General features: G+C 68.9%; 14 protein-coding genes and 1 pseudogene. 7 read left to right on the top strand and 8 right to left on the bottom strand.

Features of this window, described 5'->3' with window-relative positions; genetic code table 11:
- The first annotated feature begins 19 nt into the window (after nucleotides 1-19).
- The 3 genes from LTT66_RS19880 (at nucleotide 20) to LTT66_RS19870 (ending at nucleotide 2319) form a co-directional block, all read left to right on the top strand.
- Nucleotides 20-1276 carry a fatty acid desaturase family protein gene (locus LTT66_RS19880; RefSeq protein ID WP_233060096.1) on the top strand — a complete coding sequence of 419 codons (1257 nt, stop codon included), beginning with the start codon at nucleotides 20-22 and terminating at the stop codon, nucleotides 1274-1276.
- A gap of 105 nt (nucleotides 1277-1381) precedes the next feature.
- On the top strand, nucleotides 1382-2002 hold the full coding sequence (gene bluB, locus LTT66_RS19875; RefSeq protein ID WP_195096943.1) for a 5,6-dimethylbenzimidazole synthase: 621 nt from the start codon (nucleotides 1382-1384) through the stop codon (nucleotides 2000-2002).
- A 146-nt stretch (nucleotides 2003-2148) separates the two neighbouring features.
- On the top strand, nucleotides 2149-2319 hold the full coding sequence (locus LTT66_RS19870) for a hypothetical protein (RefSeq protein ID WP_181719234.1): 171 nt from the start codon (nucleotides 2149-2151) through the stop codon (nucleotides 2317-2319).
- Between the two features lie 65 nt (nucleotides 2320-2384).
- Here LTT66_RS19870 and LTT66_RS19865 read toward each other — a convergent pair whose 3' ends face one another.
- Nucleotides 2385-3677: an acetyl-CoA C-acyltransferase gene (locus LTT66_RS19865; protein ID WP_233060095.1), complete on the bottom strand. Its 1293-nt coding sequence runs from the start codon at nucleotides 3675-3677 to the stop codon at nucleotides 2385-2387.
- Between the two features lie 310 nt (nucleotides 3678-3987).
- Between LTT66_RS19865 and LTT66_RS19860 the strand changes: the two genes are divergently transcribed.
- From LTT66_RS19860 to LTT66_RS19845, 4 genes are read left to right on the top strand one after another with little or no spacing between them, the layout of a single operon-like run.
- Complete coding sequence (locus LTT66_RS19860) at nucleotides 3988-4689, top strand: helix-turn-helix domain-containing protein (protein WP_195096383.1); 702 nt, start codon at nucleotides 3988-3990, stop codon at nucleotides 4687-4689.
- A gap of 10 nt (nucleotides 4690-4699) precedes the next feature.
- Nucleotides 4700-5137 (top strand): hypothetical protein, encoded by a 438-nt coding sequence (locus LTT66_RS19855; RefSeq protein ID WP_181719237.1) that lies wholly within the window; start codon nucleotides 4700-4702, stop codon nucleotides 5135-5137.
- Between the two features lie 47 nt (nucleotides 5138-5184).
- Nucleotides 5185-5709, top strand: coding sequence for a hypothetical protein (locus LTT66_RS19850; RefSeq protein ID WP_233060094.1), 525 nt, complete (start codon nucleotides 5185-5187; stop codon nucleotides 5707-5709).
- Nucleotides 5706-6806, top strand: a complete 1101-nt coding sequence (locus LTT66_RS19845; protein ID WP_233060093.1) for an MAB_1171c family putative transporter — start codon at nucleotides 5706-5708, stop codon at nucleotides 6804-6806. Before LTT66_RS19850 ends, LTT66_RS19845 begins: the two co-directional genes overlap by 4 nt.
- A 37-nt stretch (nucleotides 6807-6843) precedes the next feature.
- Here the strand turns inward: LTT66_RS19845 and hpf are convergent, their stop codons facing one another.
- The 7 genes and pseudogenes from hpf to ahcY all read right to left on the bottom strand — a co-directional run bounded on the left by hpf (nucleotide 6844) and on the right by ahcY (nucleotide 15686).
- On the bottom strand, nucleotides 6844-7527 hold the full coding sequence (hpf, locus tag LTT66_RS19840; RefSeq protein WP_408638860.1) for a ribosome hibernation-promoting factor, HPF/YfiA family: 684 nt from the start codon (nucleotides 7525-7527) through the stop codon (nucleotides 6844-6846).
- A gap of 228 nt (nucleotides 7528-7755) precedes the next feature.
- Nucleotides 7756-8400: a ComF family protein gene (locus LTT66_RS19835; protein ID WP_233060092.1), complete on the bottom strand. Its 645-nt coding sequence runs from the start codon at nucleotides 8398-8400 to the stop codon at nucleotides 7756-7758.
- Nucleotides 8401-8664: 264 nt separating this feature from the next.
- On the bottom strand, nucleotides 8665-10488 hold the full coding sequence (gene lpqB, locus LTT66_RS19830) for an MtrAB system accessory lipoprotein LpqB (RefSeq protein ID WP_233060091.1): 1824 nt from the start codon (nucleotides 10486-10488) through the stop codon (nucleotides 8665-8667).
- A 422-nt stretch (nucleotides 10489-10910) separates the two neighbouring features.
- Nucleotides 10911-12656 (bottom strand): annotated as a pseudogene (gene mtrB, locus LTT66_RS19825) (MtrAB system histidine kinase MtrB); the annotation flags it as partial.
- A complete protein-coding gene (mtrA, locus tag LTT66_RS19820) occupies nucleotides 12653-13330 on the bottom strand; it encodes an MtrAB system response regulator MtrA (RefSeq protein WP_039800350.1) in 678 nt (225 codons plus the stop codon). The pseudogene mtrB and the gene mtrA, both read right to left, overlap by 4 nt.
- Nucleotides 13331-13408: 78 nt before the next feature.
- The gene (locus tag LTT66_RS19815) at nucleotides 13409-14056 is read right to left on the bottom strand and encodes a dTMP kinase (protein WP_181719242.1); all 648 of its coding nucleotides are present in this window, start codon (nucleotides 14054-14056) and stop codon (nucleotides 13409-13411) included.
- Between the two features lie 145 nt (nucleotides 14057-14201).
- A complete protein-coding gene (gene ahcY, locus LTT66_RS19810; RefSeq protein ID WP_233060090.1) occupies nucleotides 14202-15686 on the bottom strand; it encodes an adenosylhomocysteinase in 1485 nt (494 codons plus the stop codon).
- Nucleotides 15687-15775: the final 89 nt, after the last annotated feature.

Here is a 15775-nt window from a genome sequence, read left to right as displayed (position 1 = left end):
TTACGATAAAGTAACCCGTATGGCGATCTCGGATGTCAAGGAATATGCGCACCTCACCGAGGCCGACGTGGAAGCACTCGGCGCGGAGTTCGACGCGATCCGGCGAGAAATCGAAGCCTCGCGCGGCGAGCGCGACGCGAAGTACATCCGCAATGTCATCAGGTTGCAGCGAGTTCTCGAGATCAGCGGCCGTGCGGTGCTGTTCGCCAGCCCGAAACGTCCCGCGTGGCTGGCCGGCGTCGCCCTGCTCGGCACCGCCAAGATCATCGAGAACATGGAGATCGGGCACAACGTCATGCACGGCCAGTGGGACTGGATGAACGATCCGGAGATCCACTCCAGCTCGTGGGAATGGGACAACACCGGCGCCGCCAAGCACTGGAAGCACACCCACAACTACCTGCACCACAAGTACACCAACGTGCTCGGCATGGACGACGACATCGGCTACGGCCTGCTGCGGGTGACGCGCGACCAGCGCTGGAAGCCGTTCAACCTGGGCAACCCGGTCTACAACCTGGTGCTGCAGCTGTTCTTCGAGTACGGCGTGGCCATCCAGCACCTGGAACTCGGCAAGCTGGTGGCGGGCCGGTACAAGCCCGGCTCCCCCGAGCGGGCCGAATTCGAGCGCAAGCGCAACGAGGCGCTCACCAAGATGGGAAAGCAGGTCCTGAAGGACTACGTGATCTTCCCTGCGCTCACCGGGCCCGCGTTCACCTCCACGTTCACCGCCAATCTGGCCGCCAACGCGATCCGCAACGTCTGGTCCAACGCGGTGATCTTCTGCGGCCACTTCCCCGACGGCGCGGAGAAGTTCACCAAGGCCGATATCGACGGTGAGACGAAGGGCCAGTGGTACCTGCGCCAGATGCTGGGCAGTGCCAACATCTCCGGCGGGCCGGTCATGCACTTCATGACCGGCAACCTGAGCCACCAGATCGAGCACCACCTCTTCCCCGATCTGCCGAGCAACCGGTACGCCGACATCGCGGTGCGGGTGCGCGAGCTGGCCGACAAATACGACCTGCCCTACACCACCGGCTCGCTGCCGGTGCAGTACTTCAAGGCGTGGCGCACGATCCTCAAGTTGGCGCTGCCGAACAAGTACCTGCGGGCCACCGCCGACGATGCCCCCGAGACGGCCTCGGAACGCAGGTTCGGCGGCAGCACCACAGCCACCGTCGATCCGGTGACCGGTCGGCGCCGCGGCCTGCGCACCGCACTGGCCCAAGGCCGTCGCAGGCTCGCCAGGCGCACTGCTTCCGCAACCCGCTGAACTTCGCGTGGCGGGGTCGGGGTTCGGGCCATCCGAGCCGACCACCCCCGCCATGTGCGGAGAGATCGCCGGGTTTGATTGACTCGGGCCGTGCATCCTGAGGTTCTGAGTGTCTACGAGGTGATCCGGCGGCGCCGTGACGTGCGCGCGGAGTTCACCGGCGAACCCGTGGACGATGCGACACTGTGGCGGTTGCTGGATGCCGCGCACCGGGCGCCCAGCGTGGGGAATTCGCAACCCTGGGACTTCGTGGTCGTTCGGGAACCGGCGACGCTGCGCAAGTTCGCCGACCACGTGGCACACAAGCGCGTGGAGTTCCGGGACGCGCTGCCACCCGAGCGCGCCGCGACGTTCGAGCCGATCAAGATCGAGGGCATTCTGGAGAGCGGCACCGGCGTCGTGGTCTGCTACGACCACGCCCGTGGCGGGCCCCAGGTACTCGGCCGGGCCACGGTGCCCGAAACGGGCATCTATTCCGCGGTGCTCGCCATCCAGAACCTGTGGCTGGCCGCTACCGCCGAAGGCGTCGGCGTGGGTTGGGTGTCGTTCTACGACCCCGTATTCCTGGCCGACCTGATCGACCTCCCAGCGGGCGTCCGCACGGTCGCTTGGCTCTGTGTGGGGCCGGTGCGTGAATTCCAGCGGGTGCCCGATCTCGAGCGCTTCGGCTGGCGCGCCGGGAGACCGCTGACGGAGGCGGTGCACCAGGAAACCTATCGCGGCTGACCGCCCCGCAGCGGTGCCGCATCGTTACCCAAATGTGTGGATCGTTCATGGTTCAATCGGATACCGACTGGGTACGACAAGGGCGAAACTGCTTCGCACGCAGTGCTGTTCACGAGGGTGTTCGCCGGTTCCAGGAGGTTTGTGCAATGGCCAATGTCGATGCTGTTCGGCTGTCGAGCGAGCTCGGCATCGATCTGGCACAGGCGATGTTGCGCCTGCGCCGGGAAGGCATCCCCGGCGAGACCAAGCACCAGACCTGTCTGCGAATCATCGCGAACGAGGGACGCAAGCGGCGGGGCGCCACCGGCAAGCCCTGACACCGCCTGTCGTAACCGCTCGCGGCGCCGACCGCCCCGGGTCGAGCGGCGGCCCACGCGGCGCGTCAGACTCGTTCGAGCACCGCCGAGGCGCCGATCCCGCCTGCGGCGCAGATGCCCAGCAGGGCCGTGCTCTTTCCCGTGCGCGCCAACTCGTTGGCCATGGTGGTCACCATGCGCGCCCCGGTGGCGCCGAAGGGGTGACCGAGCGAGATCGAGCCGCCGTGCACGTTCAGCCGGTCGATATCCACCTCGCCGACGGCGGTGTCACGATCCAGCCGGGTCTTGGCCCACTCGTCGCTGGCCAGCGCGGTCAGCACCGACAATGTCTGGGCGGCGAAGGCCTCGTGGATGTCGACGAGATCGGCGTCCGCCAGCGTCATTCCGGCCTTCTCCAGCGCACGAGGCATCGAGATCGCGGGCCCGATCAGCACTTGATCGGTCGGATCGACGCTCACGTAGCTCCACGACCGGAACGCCGCCAGCGGCCGATACCCGAGGGCGTGCGCTTTCTCTTCGCTCATCAGCAGCACCGCGGCGGCCCCATCGGTGAGCGGGCTGGCGTTACCCGCTGTGACGCTGCCGTCGGCCGCGAAAACCGGCTTCAAACCGGCGAGTTTCGCGACGCTGGTGTCGCCGCGGACCAGACCGTCGCGCAGGATCTCCACGTCCTCGGGAGTGCGCACCCGCAGCACCTCGTCGTCGAACCGGCCCGACTCGATGGCCGCCGCCGCGCGGTGATGTGAGCGGGCGGCGAACTCGTCCTGGTCGGCGCGGCTCACGCCGTGGATGCGGGCCATCTTCTCGGCCGACTCGCCCATCACCTCACCGGTGGTGCGCTCGGCGATCCTGGGCCGGCTCGGCAGCAGGTCGGTGAACGGCGCCAGGCGCGCGACCGCGGACAGGTAGTCCTTCGGCTTCGGCTTGCCCAGCGCCAGCGGCGCCGCCGCGTGCACAACCTTCTGCGGCAGTTTGACCTCGGCATTCGAGGTGGAATCACTGCCGCCGGCGATCATGATGTCGTACTCGCCCCGCTCGATCGCCGCCGCGGCGGACGTGACCGCCTGCAATCCGGAGGCGCAGGCCCTGGTCACCGTGTAGCCCTCGCAGCCAGGGTCCAGCCGAAGATCCAGCGCGATCTCCCGGGCGATGTTCGGCGCCGCGCCGGGCAGGATGACACCGCCCCAGACGATCGCCTCCACCTGCGCGCCGGGCAGCCCGGTCCGCTCCAGCAACCCGCGAACCGCGGCGTCGGCGAGCGCGATCGAATCCATCCTGGTGTATCCGGTGAACGCCCGCAGGAACGGCGTGCGCGCACCGGACACGATCACGGCACGGCGAGCAGCTTTGGTGGCCATGCGATTTCCTTTCGAAAGCCGGGGACCACCAAACTTACTCTAAAGTAAGTTCACCGTCGACCCCCTTCGCCGACGGTGAACCCGACGCAGCGACGATCCCCTCCACCGCCGCTGAACCCGACCTGCCACGCGCCGTTGAGCGACAGGCCGGAGACGTCCGTCCCGGCGAACGCCCCTGCCCGTTCCGGAACCGCGCCACATGGCCCCCCGGCCATCCGACGCAAAACACCGTATCAAACTTTCGACCCGTTTTCCAAACTGTTTCTATTGATTTGCCAAAAACCTGCCAGACACTTACCATGAACTCACTATGCATAGCCCTTCGGAGCTGTCGCGGCAGAAGAGATTCGGGCGAATCATCAGAGAACGCCGGGACGAGCTCGGCCTCACCCAGCTACAGATCGGCGACCTCGGGGGACCTTCGGCGCCGACCATCCGGAAGATCGAAGACGGCGAGGCCGCGATCAGCATGCAGACGCTGAACAAGCTCGACGCCCCGCTGCGATGGCTGCCGGGCAGCGCCGCACGTACGTACGCGGGTGGCGTGCCCGCCGCCGACGAACCCGCCGACGCCTCCCGTGCCGCGGGAGAATCCGTGGTGGCCGGGCCCGACGCCATCCGCTTCGAAATCTCCGACCTCACCGGGCTTCTCGCGGCATCGGGCCGGCTCACCGACGCCGTCGAAAACGGTCGCACCAGCGATCCGCAGGTGGTCGCGGCGATAGCGGAACTCAACCGGGTGGTCTCCAAACTCTCGGCGCGATACGCGACCGCCATGCTCGAACGCAACGGCGGGCCGGGCAGGCAACTGCACCCCCTGGTGGAAATGGCCTTCGCCCACTTGCTCGCGGTCCCCGCGGAGTCCAGCGACCCCGGCGAGATACAGGAACGCCGGTACCGCCGCTGGCTGGCAGGTCGATCGGAGGACATCGATGCAGCGACCGACGCCCGATTCCGCGCACGCTGGCTGGCGGCCAACGCGGCGACGGCATCGGTTCGAAACGGCGAGTGACGAGGCAGGCATGACCGAGAACGGACCGCAAGGCACGGCGCTGACCCTGAGCCACAAGATCAATCGGCTGTTCGCCGTGGTGCATCCGCGCTCCGCGCCGGAGCGCAGCACCGAATCCGTAGCCGCGCAGGTGAGCGAATTCATCGGACGGCCGGTGCCGGCGAGCTACCTGACGCGCCTGCGCGACGGAGAGTTCGACGACGAGAACTCGGCGGCCGCCGCCGATGCCGAGATCCTCGCCGCGGTGACGCGCAGTTTCGGTGTGGCCGCCGACTACCTGCTCACCCGCGGCCCCGCCGCGGGAGCCATCGACCGGGAACTGGAATTGCTCGCCACCATGCGCGACGCGAACGTCGCCAGCATCGCGCTGCGCGGTTCGAACATCGATCGGGCGATGCTGGCCAAGATCATCCAGAGCACGGCGGAGCCGACGCCGCCGAGTCGGTAACATGCTGTCCTACATGGGCCACTGAGCTTTTGTAGGAGACCGATCACATGGCCATCCAGGCCCGGTTCCGGAGCTTGACCCGGGACCTCCCGATACCCCACCCATGGGATCTGCGCACCTACCTCGATGACGTCGCGGAATACCGGGGCCGCAGCATCAGCCTGCTGCCGATCGATACCGCGCTGCTGGCCGGCACCGGATGCGGCACGGGCAGCGGCTTGTGGATCGCGAAACAGGACAGCGACGTCATCGTCTACGGCGCCGACACCACCGAGTGGCACGCCGAGCACATCATCGTGCACGAACTCGGGCACATGCTGCTGGGCCACGGCCCGGAACAGACCGACCCGGGCGACCGGCTCGTGAGCACGCCGACCGTGGCGGCGGTGGCCGACCTGCTGCCCTCGATCTCGCCGGAGTCGATCGCCCACGTACTCGGCCGCACCGACTACGGCACGCGGCGCGAACGCGACGCGGAGACCTTCGCCGACATGGTGATGCTGCACGCCATGCGCCCGCCACGCCGCGATTCCCTGCTGCACCGCACGTTCTTCCGCGATCGGCGGCGGTGACCTCGCCGATCCCGGCGCCGATCGCGATACCCCTGATCGTCTTCGTCGCGGTGGTCGCGCTCGGGCGGCGGGTCGCGCTACACCACGCCACCGTCGACCGCCTGCTCAACCGGGCCATGCTGTGGGGTGTCGCCACGCTGATCCTGCTCGAGCGCGGCATCGCACCCGGCATCGGCAGTCTGCTGCACCAGCTTTCGATGGTCACGCTCCTGATGGAGGCGGCCGGTCTCTACGGTGCGGCTCGGCTCTGGTCCGGTGCGGAACCTGTGTCGGCGTGGGCTCGGCAGCGGGTCTACGACTCGGCCGCGCTGGCCGGGGGCGTGCTCATCCTCGTCGTGGGTACCGCGGCCCGGCAGGAGGGCCGGTTGCTGGGGCAAGCACCGGATCTGCCGACGGTGGTGGCCGGGGCGGTCCTGTGGCTTCCGCTGCTCGCCACCGGCCGGCTGGCCTGGCGCGCCGCGGTGCGCGAACTACGCTCGGATGAAGCGAGCACGGCGGAACGGATCGTCTACCGAACCCTGCTGACCACGCTGATCGTCGCCTCCGGCGGCTTGATCATCTCGGCGCTGCGACTCAGCGGATCCGGCACGGCCGCCGACCCGGCACTGGTGCGCTGGGCCGCACCGACTTTCGCGGCGTCGGCGCTCGGCGCGGCCCTGCTGTCCGTCCCGCTCCTCGCGGCGCTGCGGACCCGAGTGGGCTGGGATCGCGCCGGACGGTACTGCCGCCGCCTGCGGCCGCTGTGGCGCGATCTCACCGCCGCGGTGCCGGAGATCGTACTCGAACCGGATCTACCGATCGCCGAATCCGACGCCCGGCTGATCCGTATGACGGTGGAGATCCGCGACGCCCTGATGCATTTGCGGCGCTACCTGCCCGCGGAAGCGAGCGGCGCCGACGACGTGCAGCGGATTCGTAAAGCCATCGCCGCCAAGTCGAACGGCGCGGCGGCGGCACCGCCACGGCGGTTCGACGATCCCGCGGGGCGGCCGGTCGGCGATCTCGACTCGGATCTGCGGCTGCTGCTCGCGCTGGCACGCCGATGGCCGAGGTCGCGAGCATGCTCCAGCACAATGCTCCGGGCATCCGGCCGGTGAGCCGAATGCCCGGAGCAGCGGGTATGGGACAGCGTCGTCAGGCCAGCCGGATGAGACCGTAGTCGAAGGCGTGACGGCGGTAGACCACCGAGGGCCGGTCGGTCTCCTTGTCCTGGAAGAGGAAGAAATCGTGGCCGACGAGCTCCATCTGGTAGAGGGCGTCGTCGACCGACATCGGAGTCGCCGGATGCTCCTTCGTGCGCACGATGTGGCCGGGACCCGCCTCGTAATCCGGTTCCCTTCCCTCCTCCGCGTGCGCGTGCGCGGCGGCGGACTCATTGAGCCGCTCGAACAGGGAGTCGTCCACCAGTTCGGCCGTGGCCTCGGCGACGGAGACCGGCCTCTTGTCGCCATAGTGCACCCGGCGCCGATCCTTGGTACGGCGCAGCCGGCTCTCCAGCTTGTCGGTCACCGACTCGAAGGCGGCGTAGAAGCTGTCCGCACAGGCTTCGGCCCGCACGACGGGACCCTTTCCGCGCGCGGTGATTTCGACGCGCTGGCAGTTCTTGCGCTGACGACGGTTGCGCTCGTGGAACAGCTCCACGTCGAACAGGAAGATCGACGGATCGAAGCGTTCTACTCGGGAGAGTTTTTCCGCGACGTAAATACGAAAGTGGTCGGGCACCTCGACGTTGCGGCCCTTCACCACGATGTCGCCGCGTGGCGCACGTGGTCGTTCCGCTGCGGGTTGCTCTAGTGCTTCCTGGGTGCCGGAATCCAGCACCGAAGTAGCGGGATCTTTCACTGAAGGTCGTGAAGAAGTCGTCACGCGTACCTCCCGGATCTGGCCGCACCGACCGATTCCGGTGCGGCGGGATTGAGCGTGCCGAGCGACAAGACTCGGCACAGATGTCCGAGGCGCCACCTCCAAACTTGCGGTTCGGGTGTGTGTTCGCGACGCTAGTCCGCCAACGGGCTGATCGCCAGTGTTCACGCAAATTTCCCCGAGTCAAGCAGCGCAAGTAACGAGAACGCCATGTGTCGGCAATCCGGCCGATCGCAGGGCGCGTACCGACTCGCGGGCGGTGGCTCCGGTGGTCAGCACGTCGTCGACCAGCACCACCTCGGCATTCGCCGGTATCTCCCAGTCGGCGGCGCGACCGGCGAGCGCGGTCACCCGCCCGCCCAGGTTCCGAGCCCGCTCGGCGGGTGTCAAGCCCACCGAATCTCGCACCCCACGCCCCACCCGCAACAGAGGTATCATGCGGGTGCTCGGTAGCCATCGCGCAGCTACCGACGCGGTGCGCAGCACCGGATCACCACCTCTGCGCCGCGCCGCCACGGCTCTGCTCGGTGCGGGCACCAGCACCAGGGGCCGGCCCGGCGAACGCAGGTCGGCGAGCGCGGCCGCGAACGCCGCCCCCAGCGGCTTCGCCAGATCCCGCCGTCCGCGTTCCTTCACGGCGAGCACCGCCCGGCGGGCGGGCCCCGCATACGGACTCAGCGCCCAGCATGGGGCGCCCGGGTCGGTGCGCGGCCACACCCGCACCGGCGGACCGGCCAGCGCGACGGCACAGTCGGCACACCAATCGGCTCCGGCACGCCCGCAGCCCGCGCAGACGGCGGGCAGCACCAGATCGAGCAGGGTTCGCATCGGCACAGTGTGCGCCGGGCCGCCGACAAGTTGATTCGATCATGCCGACGGCGATCCGCGGCAGAACGCTGCTTACGTTGCGGCACCGCTGTTTACGCGGCAGTGCCGCACACCGGTGCGGGCCGGGCCCACGAGCGTGTGTTGCCGCTCGCTCCGGCCACCGGCCCGTCCTTACGCGAGTGCCCACGCGGAAGCATCCGGCCCTCCTCCGTGACGTCCCAGCCGACTCGCCCCGCGACACCGTTCGGACGGCCCACCGAACCCTCAGCCGGGGAGGACGGGGATGGCGTTCGCGCCCAGGCCGGGAACCTCGCGCCAGTAGGGCTGGCCCTGGTCCGGAGCCGAGGTCAGCTCCAGCACCGCGCGCGAGTCGGCGACGTACTGATGATCCGAGCTCGCGCTCACCGACCGCACCGGCGCCGTCAGATTCTGCGACGTCAACGGCGTCGGCTCCGAGCCGTCGACCGACACGGTGCTCACCGGGTCGATATTGCCCTCGCGCGCGATGATGATCGAATCGGCGTCCAGCCAGTCCACCGACACCGCAGCCGTGCTGAGTCCGACTCCCACGGGAAGCGCCGAAGCCAGCGAGAGCTTCCCGTCCGGTTGCGGCACGACGACCGCGACGTACACCTTGCCGTCGGCGATCATCGCCGCCCGCACTCCGGTTCGGGAGATCCGGAGTTCGGTGATCGGCAGCCGGGGCGCCGACGCCGACGATGCCGCGGTCAACGCCGAGATGTCGACGTCCTGCACCGACACGTTCCCGGTGCCTCGATCATTGACCGCACGGACGACCCGATCGCCGTCGACCACCGCCCACGCGGCGCTGCCGTCCGCGGTCCACGACGGACGGGTGATGGTGAATCCCTCGGCCACCGGGAAAGCGTTCCCGCCGTAGGTGCCGACCATCAAGGTGCGCGACGGCATGCCCGGTGGCCTCCCCGCTTCCGCCACCGCGGCGACGAACTGACCGTCCGGGGACAGGGTCGCCGACTGCAGGTTGGTCACCCGGCCGAAGTAGCCGGGCGCGGGCGTGATGCCGCCGTTGTCGCCGACCTCCACCAAGCCGCCGCCGCGCAGGGCATGCAGCCCGACCTGATTGCGCGCGGACGTGGCCGGGCTGAACTGCTGCACGTCCGCCGCGCTGTATCCGTTCGCGGCGAACCGCTCGTCGAGCGGCTTGCCGTCGGCGAGCAGCTGATAGGGCCCCAGAATGTCGGCGCTGGACAGGGTCAGCACCACTTGCGCGGCGAGCAGCTCGCGATCGCGCGGGTTCAGCGCCGACGCGCCGGCGAAGTCGATCCGGACGCCACCGAGCCCGATGCCGACGTCGTCGGGATCACCGTTGATCTTGGTGATCGTGCCGCGCAGCGCGATCGGCGGGGTGAGCTCGTTGCGCAGCATCGACGCCAGCGCGTGCTGCGGCCCGTCGATCAGCGAGCTGAGCAATCGCTGGGGCAGTTCCGGTTTCTGCACCGACATCCAGCGCAGATCCGGGACGGCCGCGTTGCCGCCCGGATCGATGAAGTACAGCACGTAGCGGCGGTAGGACTTGAAGAACGCGGTGGAGTCCATCACGACGCCGTCGGGCAGCTCGTCGATGCGCCACTCGCCGTCGACCTTGGTCAGCTCGATCTTGTTCTCCACCATGACCAGATCGTCGCTGGGACGGTACCCGCCATCGGCGGCCAGCTCGCCGACCTTGCGCGCGCGGATCTGGTAGGTGGCTTTGTCACCGGAGCGCGATTCCCGCAGTGTGTCGGGTTTTTCGACGATGACGGTGCCCGCCGCGTCGTCCCACTGCGTGGAGGCCGCGGGCGTCATGTACTGCCGGGCGGCCAGATGCCGGTTGGCCGGATCGGCGGTGGCCTGGAGGAAGTCACGCAGCAGCAGATCGGGATCGCGGTTGGCGACGGGCGGCGGCGGGCCCTCGGAGGTCGGCCCGCGGTTGATGGTGCCCAGCGCCTCCGGCGCCGAGGACTCCGGCAGACTGGCGCATGCGGTGAGCGGAACCAGCACCGCCAGGACCGCGGCGGCCAGCACGGTCAGCCGCTGCATTCGCGCAGTTCTGACACGCATGGTCATGACTGTACGTCCCCCGATTCGCGCGATCCGCCGCGCCCGGTCCGCGCCGACTCGGAGGCCGGCGATCCGTTCGCGCCGGAGACCGGCGCGTCCTCCGTCGACGTGCTGTCGGTAGGCGTCGTCGCGCCGGGCGAGTCACTCGCGCTCGGCTCAGGGGCCTGCTCCCGCGCCGCGTTCGATTCGCGGACGCCGGGTTCGGCGGCGTCCGGCGCCTCCGCTTCGGGGGTATCCGACGCCGCGTCCGCGTCCGAACCGACGCGCGCGGCCTCGACCGTCGCCTCGTCGCCGCCCGGCGCCGAGCTATCCACCGCGGCCGGTCGGCTCGAATCCTCCGACAGCGCGTCCTGCGGCTCGAGAGGCCCCGTCTGTGTGGCCTCGGGGCCGCCTGCCTGCTCGGAAACGCTCGGCTCCGCGCTGCCGCGCAGGGTGTCCGGCGCCTGGCCGGTTTCCGAATCGGTCACCGTCGGCTCGGCGGCGGCCGGTCGCGCCGGAGCCGGTTCGGCGGCATCCCCCTTGGGAGCGCCGGAATCGGCGGGCGGCTCCGCCTCTACCACGCGCATCGACTTGCGGCCCGGTTCCAGCGGCAGCGGGCTCGCGCCGAGCTTCTTGCCGCGCACCAGCGGCAGCGTCAGGCGGAAGCTGGCGCCGAGCCCGGCCTCGCCCCAGGCTTCGAGCCTGCCTTCGTGCAGGTTCGCATCCTCCACACTGATCGACAGGCCGAGGCCGGTGCCGCCGGAGCGGCGCATGCGCGAGGGATCCGAGCGCCAGAACCGGTTGAAGACCAGCTTCTCCTCGCCGGGCCGCAGGCCGACGCCCTGATCCCGTACGACGACGGCGACGGCGTTCGCGTCGAGGTCGCCGCGCATCCGGATCAGCACCGGCTTGCCCTCGCTGTGGTCGATCGCGTTGGCGAGCAGATTGCGCAGCACCCGCTCCACCCGGCGCGGATCGACCTCGGCGACGAGCGGCTCCTCCGGCATGTCCGTGATCACCTCGACCCCGGCGTCCTTGGCCAGGTGCCGCACGGTCGAGATCGCGGCCCGCGCGCACATCCGCACGTCCAGCGACTCGACCTGGAGTTCGGCGACGCCCGCGTCGTGCCTGCTGATCTCCAGCAGGTCGTTGAGCAGGCCCTCGAACCGGTCCAGCTCGTTGACCAGCAGCTCGGCGCTGCGGGCCAGGGCGGGGTCGAGGTCGTCGCTGCTGCCGTGGATGAGGTCGGCGGCCATGCGCACGGTGGTGAGCGGGGTACGCAGCTCGTGGCTGACATCGGAGGTGAACCGGCGTTGCAGGTTGCCGAATTCCTCCAGCTGGGTGATCTGGTTGGACAGGCTCTCGGCCATCTCGTTGAACGCCTGCGCCAGCCGCGCCATGTCGTCCTCACCGCGCACCAGCATGCGTTCCTTGAGCCTGCCGTCGGCGAACCGGCCCGCGATCCGGGCCGCGGAGCGGATCGGCAGGACCACCTGCCTGGTGACCAGCGCGGTGATCGCGGCCAGCAACACCAGCAGGACGATGCCGCCGACCAGCATGGTGCCGCGCATCAGCGACAGGCTGCGTTCCTCGTTGGCCAGCGGGAAGATCAGGTAGATCTCCAGGGTGGGGATCTCCGCGCTCGGGCTGCCGATGATCAGCGCGCGACCGCTGTAACCATCCGCGTCGTCGACCGTGGCGAACTGGTAGCTGACCTGGTTGCGCTGCACGAACCGGCGCAGTTCGTCGGGCACCTCCTGGATCGGGCCGCGCGGGATCTGCTGCGGGGGCATCCCGCCGATCACACTCAGCGCCGAATCGAAGCTGCCCGCGGCGCCGGTGGATTGGCCGGTGCCGCCGCGGTTGGACAACGCGTTGCGGGCCTCTTCCAACCGCTGCGGCTGAGCACCGATGTCGTGCACACCCGCCAGCTGGCTTTCCACCGTGTTGCGCGCGCGGTCCATCTCCTCGACCGCGGCGTTGATCTTGGCGTCCAACAACCGGTCGGTGATCTGACTGGTCAGCACCACGCCCAGGATCGTGATGACGATCAGCGACAACGTCAGCGTCGACACGATGACACGCAACTGCAGCGAGCGACGCCAGAGGTGGCCTAAGGCAATGCCGACCGCTTGGAACCAGGCCACCACCGGCGCCAGCGATCGTTGGAGACGGGCGATCACGCCATCGATCACGGTGGTCCGGCCTTGTAACCGACACCGCGGACGGTCAGCACGATCTCCGGGTTCTCGGGATCCTTCTCGACCTTCGCCCGCAACCGCTGCACGTGCACGTTCACCAGGCGGGTGTCGGCGGCGTGCCGGTAGCCCCAGACCTGTTCGAGCAGGACTTCACGGGTGAACACCTGGCGCGGCTTGCGGGCCAGGGCGACGAGCAGGTCGAACTCCAGCGGCGTCAGCGAGATCTGCGCGCCGCCGCGGCTGACCTTGTGCGCGGGCACGTCGATCACGATATCGGCGATCGACAGCAGCTCGGCAGGCTCCTCCTCCGTGCGGCGCAGCCGCGCCCGCACCCGGGCCACGAGCTCCTTCGGCTTGAAGGGCTTGACGATGTAATCGTCGGCGCCCGATTCCAGACCCAGCACGACGTCGACCGTGTCGGTCTTGGCCGTGAGCATCACGATCGGAACCCCGGAATCGGCCCGCAGCACACGGCACACATCGATGCCGTTCATGCCGGGCAGCATCAGGTCCAGCAACACCAGATCGGGGCGGATCTCGCGAACCGCCGCCAGGGCCTGTGTGCCGTCGCCGACCACATGCGGGTCGAACCCTTCCCCGCGCAAGACGATCGTGAGCATCTCAGCGAGTGCCATATCGTCGTCGACGACCAGAATCTTCGGCTTCATAACTACTATGTTGTCATCTCCCAGGCCAGGATCGGGCCGCCACGCCAACACTGGTGCGAACCCGCGGCACAGCCAACCTTATCGACCAACGATTTCGGCGATGCGCGCGGCCAGCGCGGCCGGGCCGTCGTCGGATCGGTATGTCCACCACGGTCCGCGCCAGTCGCGTTCGGCCAGCTCACGGTACACCGCCCCGGTCCGGTGCTGCAGACCGCCGTCGCGCTCGTAGGCGTCGAGCGCGCGCTCGGCGTCGAGTTCGCCACGCCTGCGGGCTCGCTCGGTGGCGAGCTCGGTCGGCACGTCCAGCAACACCTGTAGCGCGGGCGTCGGCAGGGCGAATCTGCCGAACTCCAATTCGCCCACCCAGTCCACGATTTCACCGGCGGCCGACTGCCCGAGCCGGGCAGCCGAGTAGGCGGCGTTGGAGGCGACATAGCGGTCCAGGAGCACAACGTCGTTGTCGGCCAACAGCTTCGACAACTCGTCCTGGGCGTCGGCGCGATCCAGCGCGAACAGCAGGGCCATGCCACTGACCGAGGCGGCGAGGTCGCCGTGCGCGCCGCGCAGCGCCTCGGCGGCCAGATCGGCGTGCACCGAGACGCGGTAGCGCGGGAAGGCCATCGTCGCGACGCGCAGCCCGCGACCGCGCAGCTCGGCGACGACCCGCTCGATCAGCGTCCGCTTGCCCGCGCCGTCGAGGCCCTCGACCGCTATCAGCACTCCCATGACCAGGCAGCGTACCCCGCCGTCCGCTCGGTGCCCGCACCGGCTGACCAGCGCGGATGACGAGCATCCGGCAGGTGCGCCCGCGGTTGCCCGAAGGGCAGGGTGTCCCGCGGGCAAGCGGCCCGCGGGACACCCGGCGCCGCGCTCAGTAGCGGTAGTGATCCGGCTTGTACGGGCCCTCGACGTCGACGCCGATGTACTCGGCCTGGTCCTTGCTGAGCTTGGTCAGCTCACCGCCGAGCGCTTCGACGTGGATCCGGGCGACCTTCTCGTCCAGATGCTTCGGCAGCCGGTAGACCTCGTTGTCGTACTGCTCGGGCTTGGTCCACAGCTCGATCTGCGCGATCACCTGGTTGGAGAAGCTGTTGGACATCACGAACGACGGATGACCGGTCGCGTTGCCGAGGTTGAGCAGACGCCCCTCCGACAGCACCAGGATCGAGCGGCCGCTGTCCGGGAACGTCCACAGGTCGACCTGCGGCTTGATGGTCAATTTCGTTGCGCCGGAACGCTCCAGCGCGGCCATGTCGATCTCGTTGTCGAAGTGACCGATGTTGCCGAGGATGGCCTGGTCCTTCATCGCCTTCATGTGTCCGAGGGTGATGATGTCCTTGTTCCCGGTGGCGGTAATGACGATGTCGGCCTCGCCGATCGCGTTCTCCACGGTCACCACGTCGTAGCCGTCCATCAGCGCCTGCAACGCGTTGATCGGGTCGATCTCGGTCACCTGCACCCGGGCGCCCTGTCCGGCAAGCGATTCCGCGCAGCCCTTGCCGACATCGCCGTAGCCGCAGATCAATATCTTCTTGCCGCCGATGAGCACGTCGGTGCCGCGGTTGATGCCGTCGATCAGCGAGTGCCGGGTGCCGTACTTGTTGTCGAACTTGCTCTTGGTGACCGAGTCGTTGACGTTGATCGCCGGGAACACCAGCTCCCCCGCCGCCGCGAACTGGTAGAGCCGCAGAACGCCGGTGGTGGTCTCCTCGGTGACGCCGCGCACCGACTCGGCGATCTTGCCCCACTTGCCCCGGTCGGTCTCGAACCGCTCGCGCAGCAGGTTCAGGAAGACCTTGTACTCGGCCGAGTGGTCCTCGTCCTCCGGCGGTACCACGCCCGCCTTCTCGAACTGAGCGCCGCGCAGCACGAGCATGGTGGCGTCGCCGCCGTCGTCGAGGATCATGTTGGCCGGCTCACCCGGCCAGGTGAGCATCTGCTCCGCGGCCCACCAGTACTCCTCCAGCGTCTCGCCCTTCCAGGCGAACACGGGGGTGCCCTTGGGCTCGTCGACGGTGCCGTGCGGGCCGACGACCACGGCGGCCGCCGCGTGGTCCTGGGTCGAGAAGATGTTGCACGAAGCCCAGCGGACCTCGGCGCCGAGGCTGGTCAGGGTCTCGATCAGCACCGCGGTCTGCACGGTCATGTGCAGCGAGCCGGAGATGCGCGCGCCCTGCAGCGGCCGCACCTCGGCGTACTCACGGCGCAGCGCCATCAGACCCGGCATCTCGTGTTCGGCCAGACGGATCTCCTTGCGGCCGAAATCGGCCAGCGACAGATCTGCCACCTTGTAGTCGATGCCGTTGCGGACATCGGCGGTCAACGACGTGCGTGCGTGAAGTTCTGAGGTGGTCATCAGCCTCTCCTGGTTCGGCAAGTACCGAGGCAAGGCTAGTCGCTCACGACCCGGCGTGGTCGACGCGCCTGTCCTGCTCGCGCGGCCCG

Source organism: Nocardia gipuzkoensis, from assembly GCF_021183645.1.
Lineage (GTDB): Bacteria > Actinomycetota > Actinomycetes > Mycobacteriales > Mycobacteriaceae > Nocardia > Nocardia abscessus.
Note: the sequence above shows the minus strand (reverse complement) of the source record. Positions and strands in the feature narration are given on the sequence as shown.

Bases quoted from the DNA above. Each gene is read 5' to 3' on its own strand.
- LTT66_RS19880 (WP_233060096.1), top strand. From the start codon at position 20: ATGGCGATCTCGGATGTCAAGGAATATGCGCACCTCACCGAGGCCGAC.
- LTT66_RS19835 (WP_233060092.1), bottom strand. From the start codon at position 8,400: ATGCGAACCCTGCTCGATCTGGTGCTGCCCGCCGTCTGCGCGGGCTGC.
- ahcY (WP_233060090.1), bottom strand. From the start codon at position 15,686: ATGACCACCTCAGAACTTCACGCACGCACGTCGTTGACCGCCGATGTC.
- mtrA (WP_039800350.1), bottom strand. From the start codon at position 13,330: ATGAAGCCGAAGATTCTGGTCGTCGACGACGATATGGCACTCGCTGAG.
- LTT66_RS19865 (WP_233060095.1), bottom strand. From the start codon at position 3,677: ATGGCCACCAAAGCTGCTCGCCGTGCCGTGATCGTGTCCGGTGCGCGC.
- LTT66_RS19870 (WP_181719234.1), top strand. From the start codon at position 2,149: ATGGCCAATGTCGATGCTGTTCGGCTGTCGAGCGAGCTCGGCATCGAT.
- LTT66_RS19855 (WP_181719237.1), top strand. From the start codon at position 4,700: ATGACCGAGAACGGACCGCAAGGCACGGCGCTGACCCTGAGCCACAAG.
- LTT66_RS19850 (WP_233060094.1), top strand. From the start codon at position 5,185: ATGGCCATCCAGGCCCGGTTCCGGAGCTTGACCCGGGACCTCCCGATA.
- LTT66_RS19815 (WP_181719242.1), bottom strand. From the start codon at position 14,056: ATGGGAGTGCTGATAGCGGTCGAGGGCCTCGACGGCGCGGGCAAGCGG.
- LTT66_RS19860 (WP_195096383.1), top strand. From the start codon at position 3,988: ATGCATAGCCCTTCGGAGCTGTCGCGGCAGAAGAGATTCGGGCGAATC.
- lpqB (WP_233060091.1), bottom strand. From the start codon at position 10,488: ATGACCATGCGTGTCAGAACTGCGCGAATGCAGCGGCTGACCGTGCTG.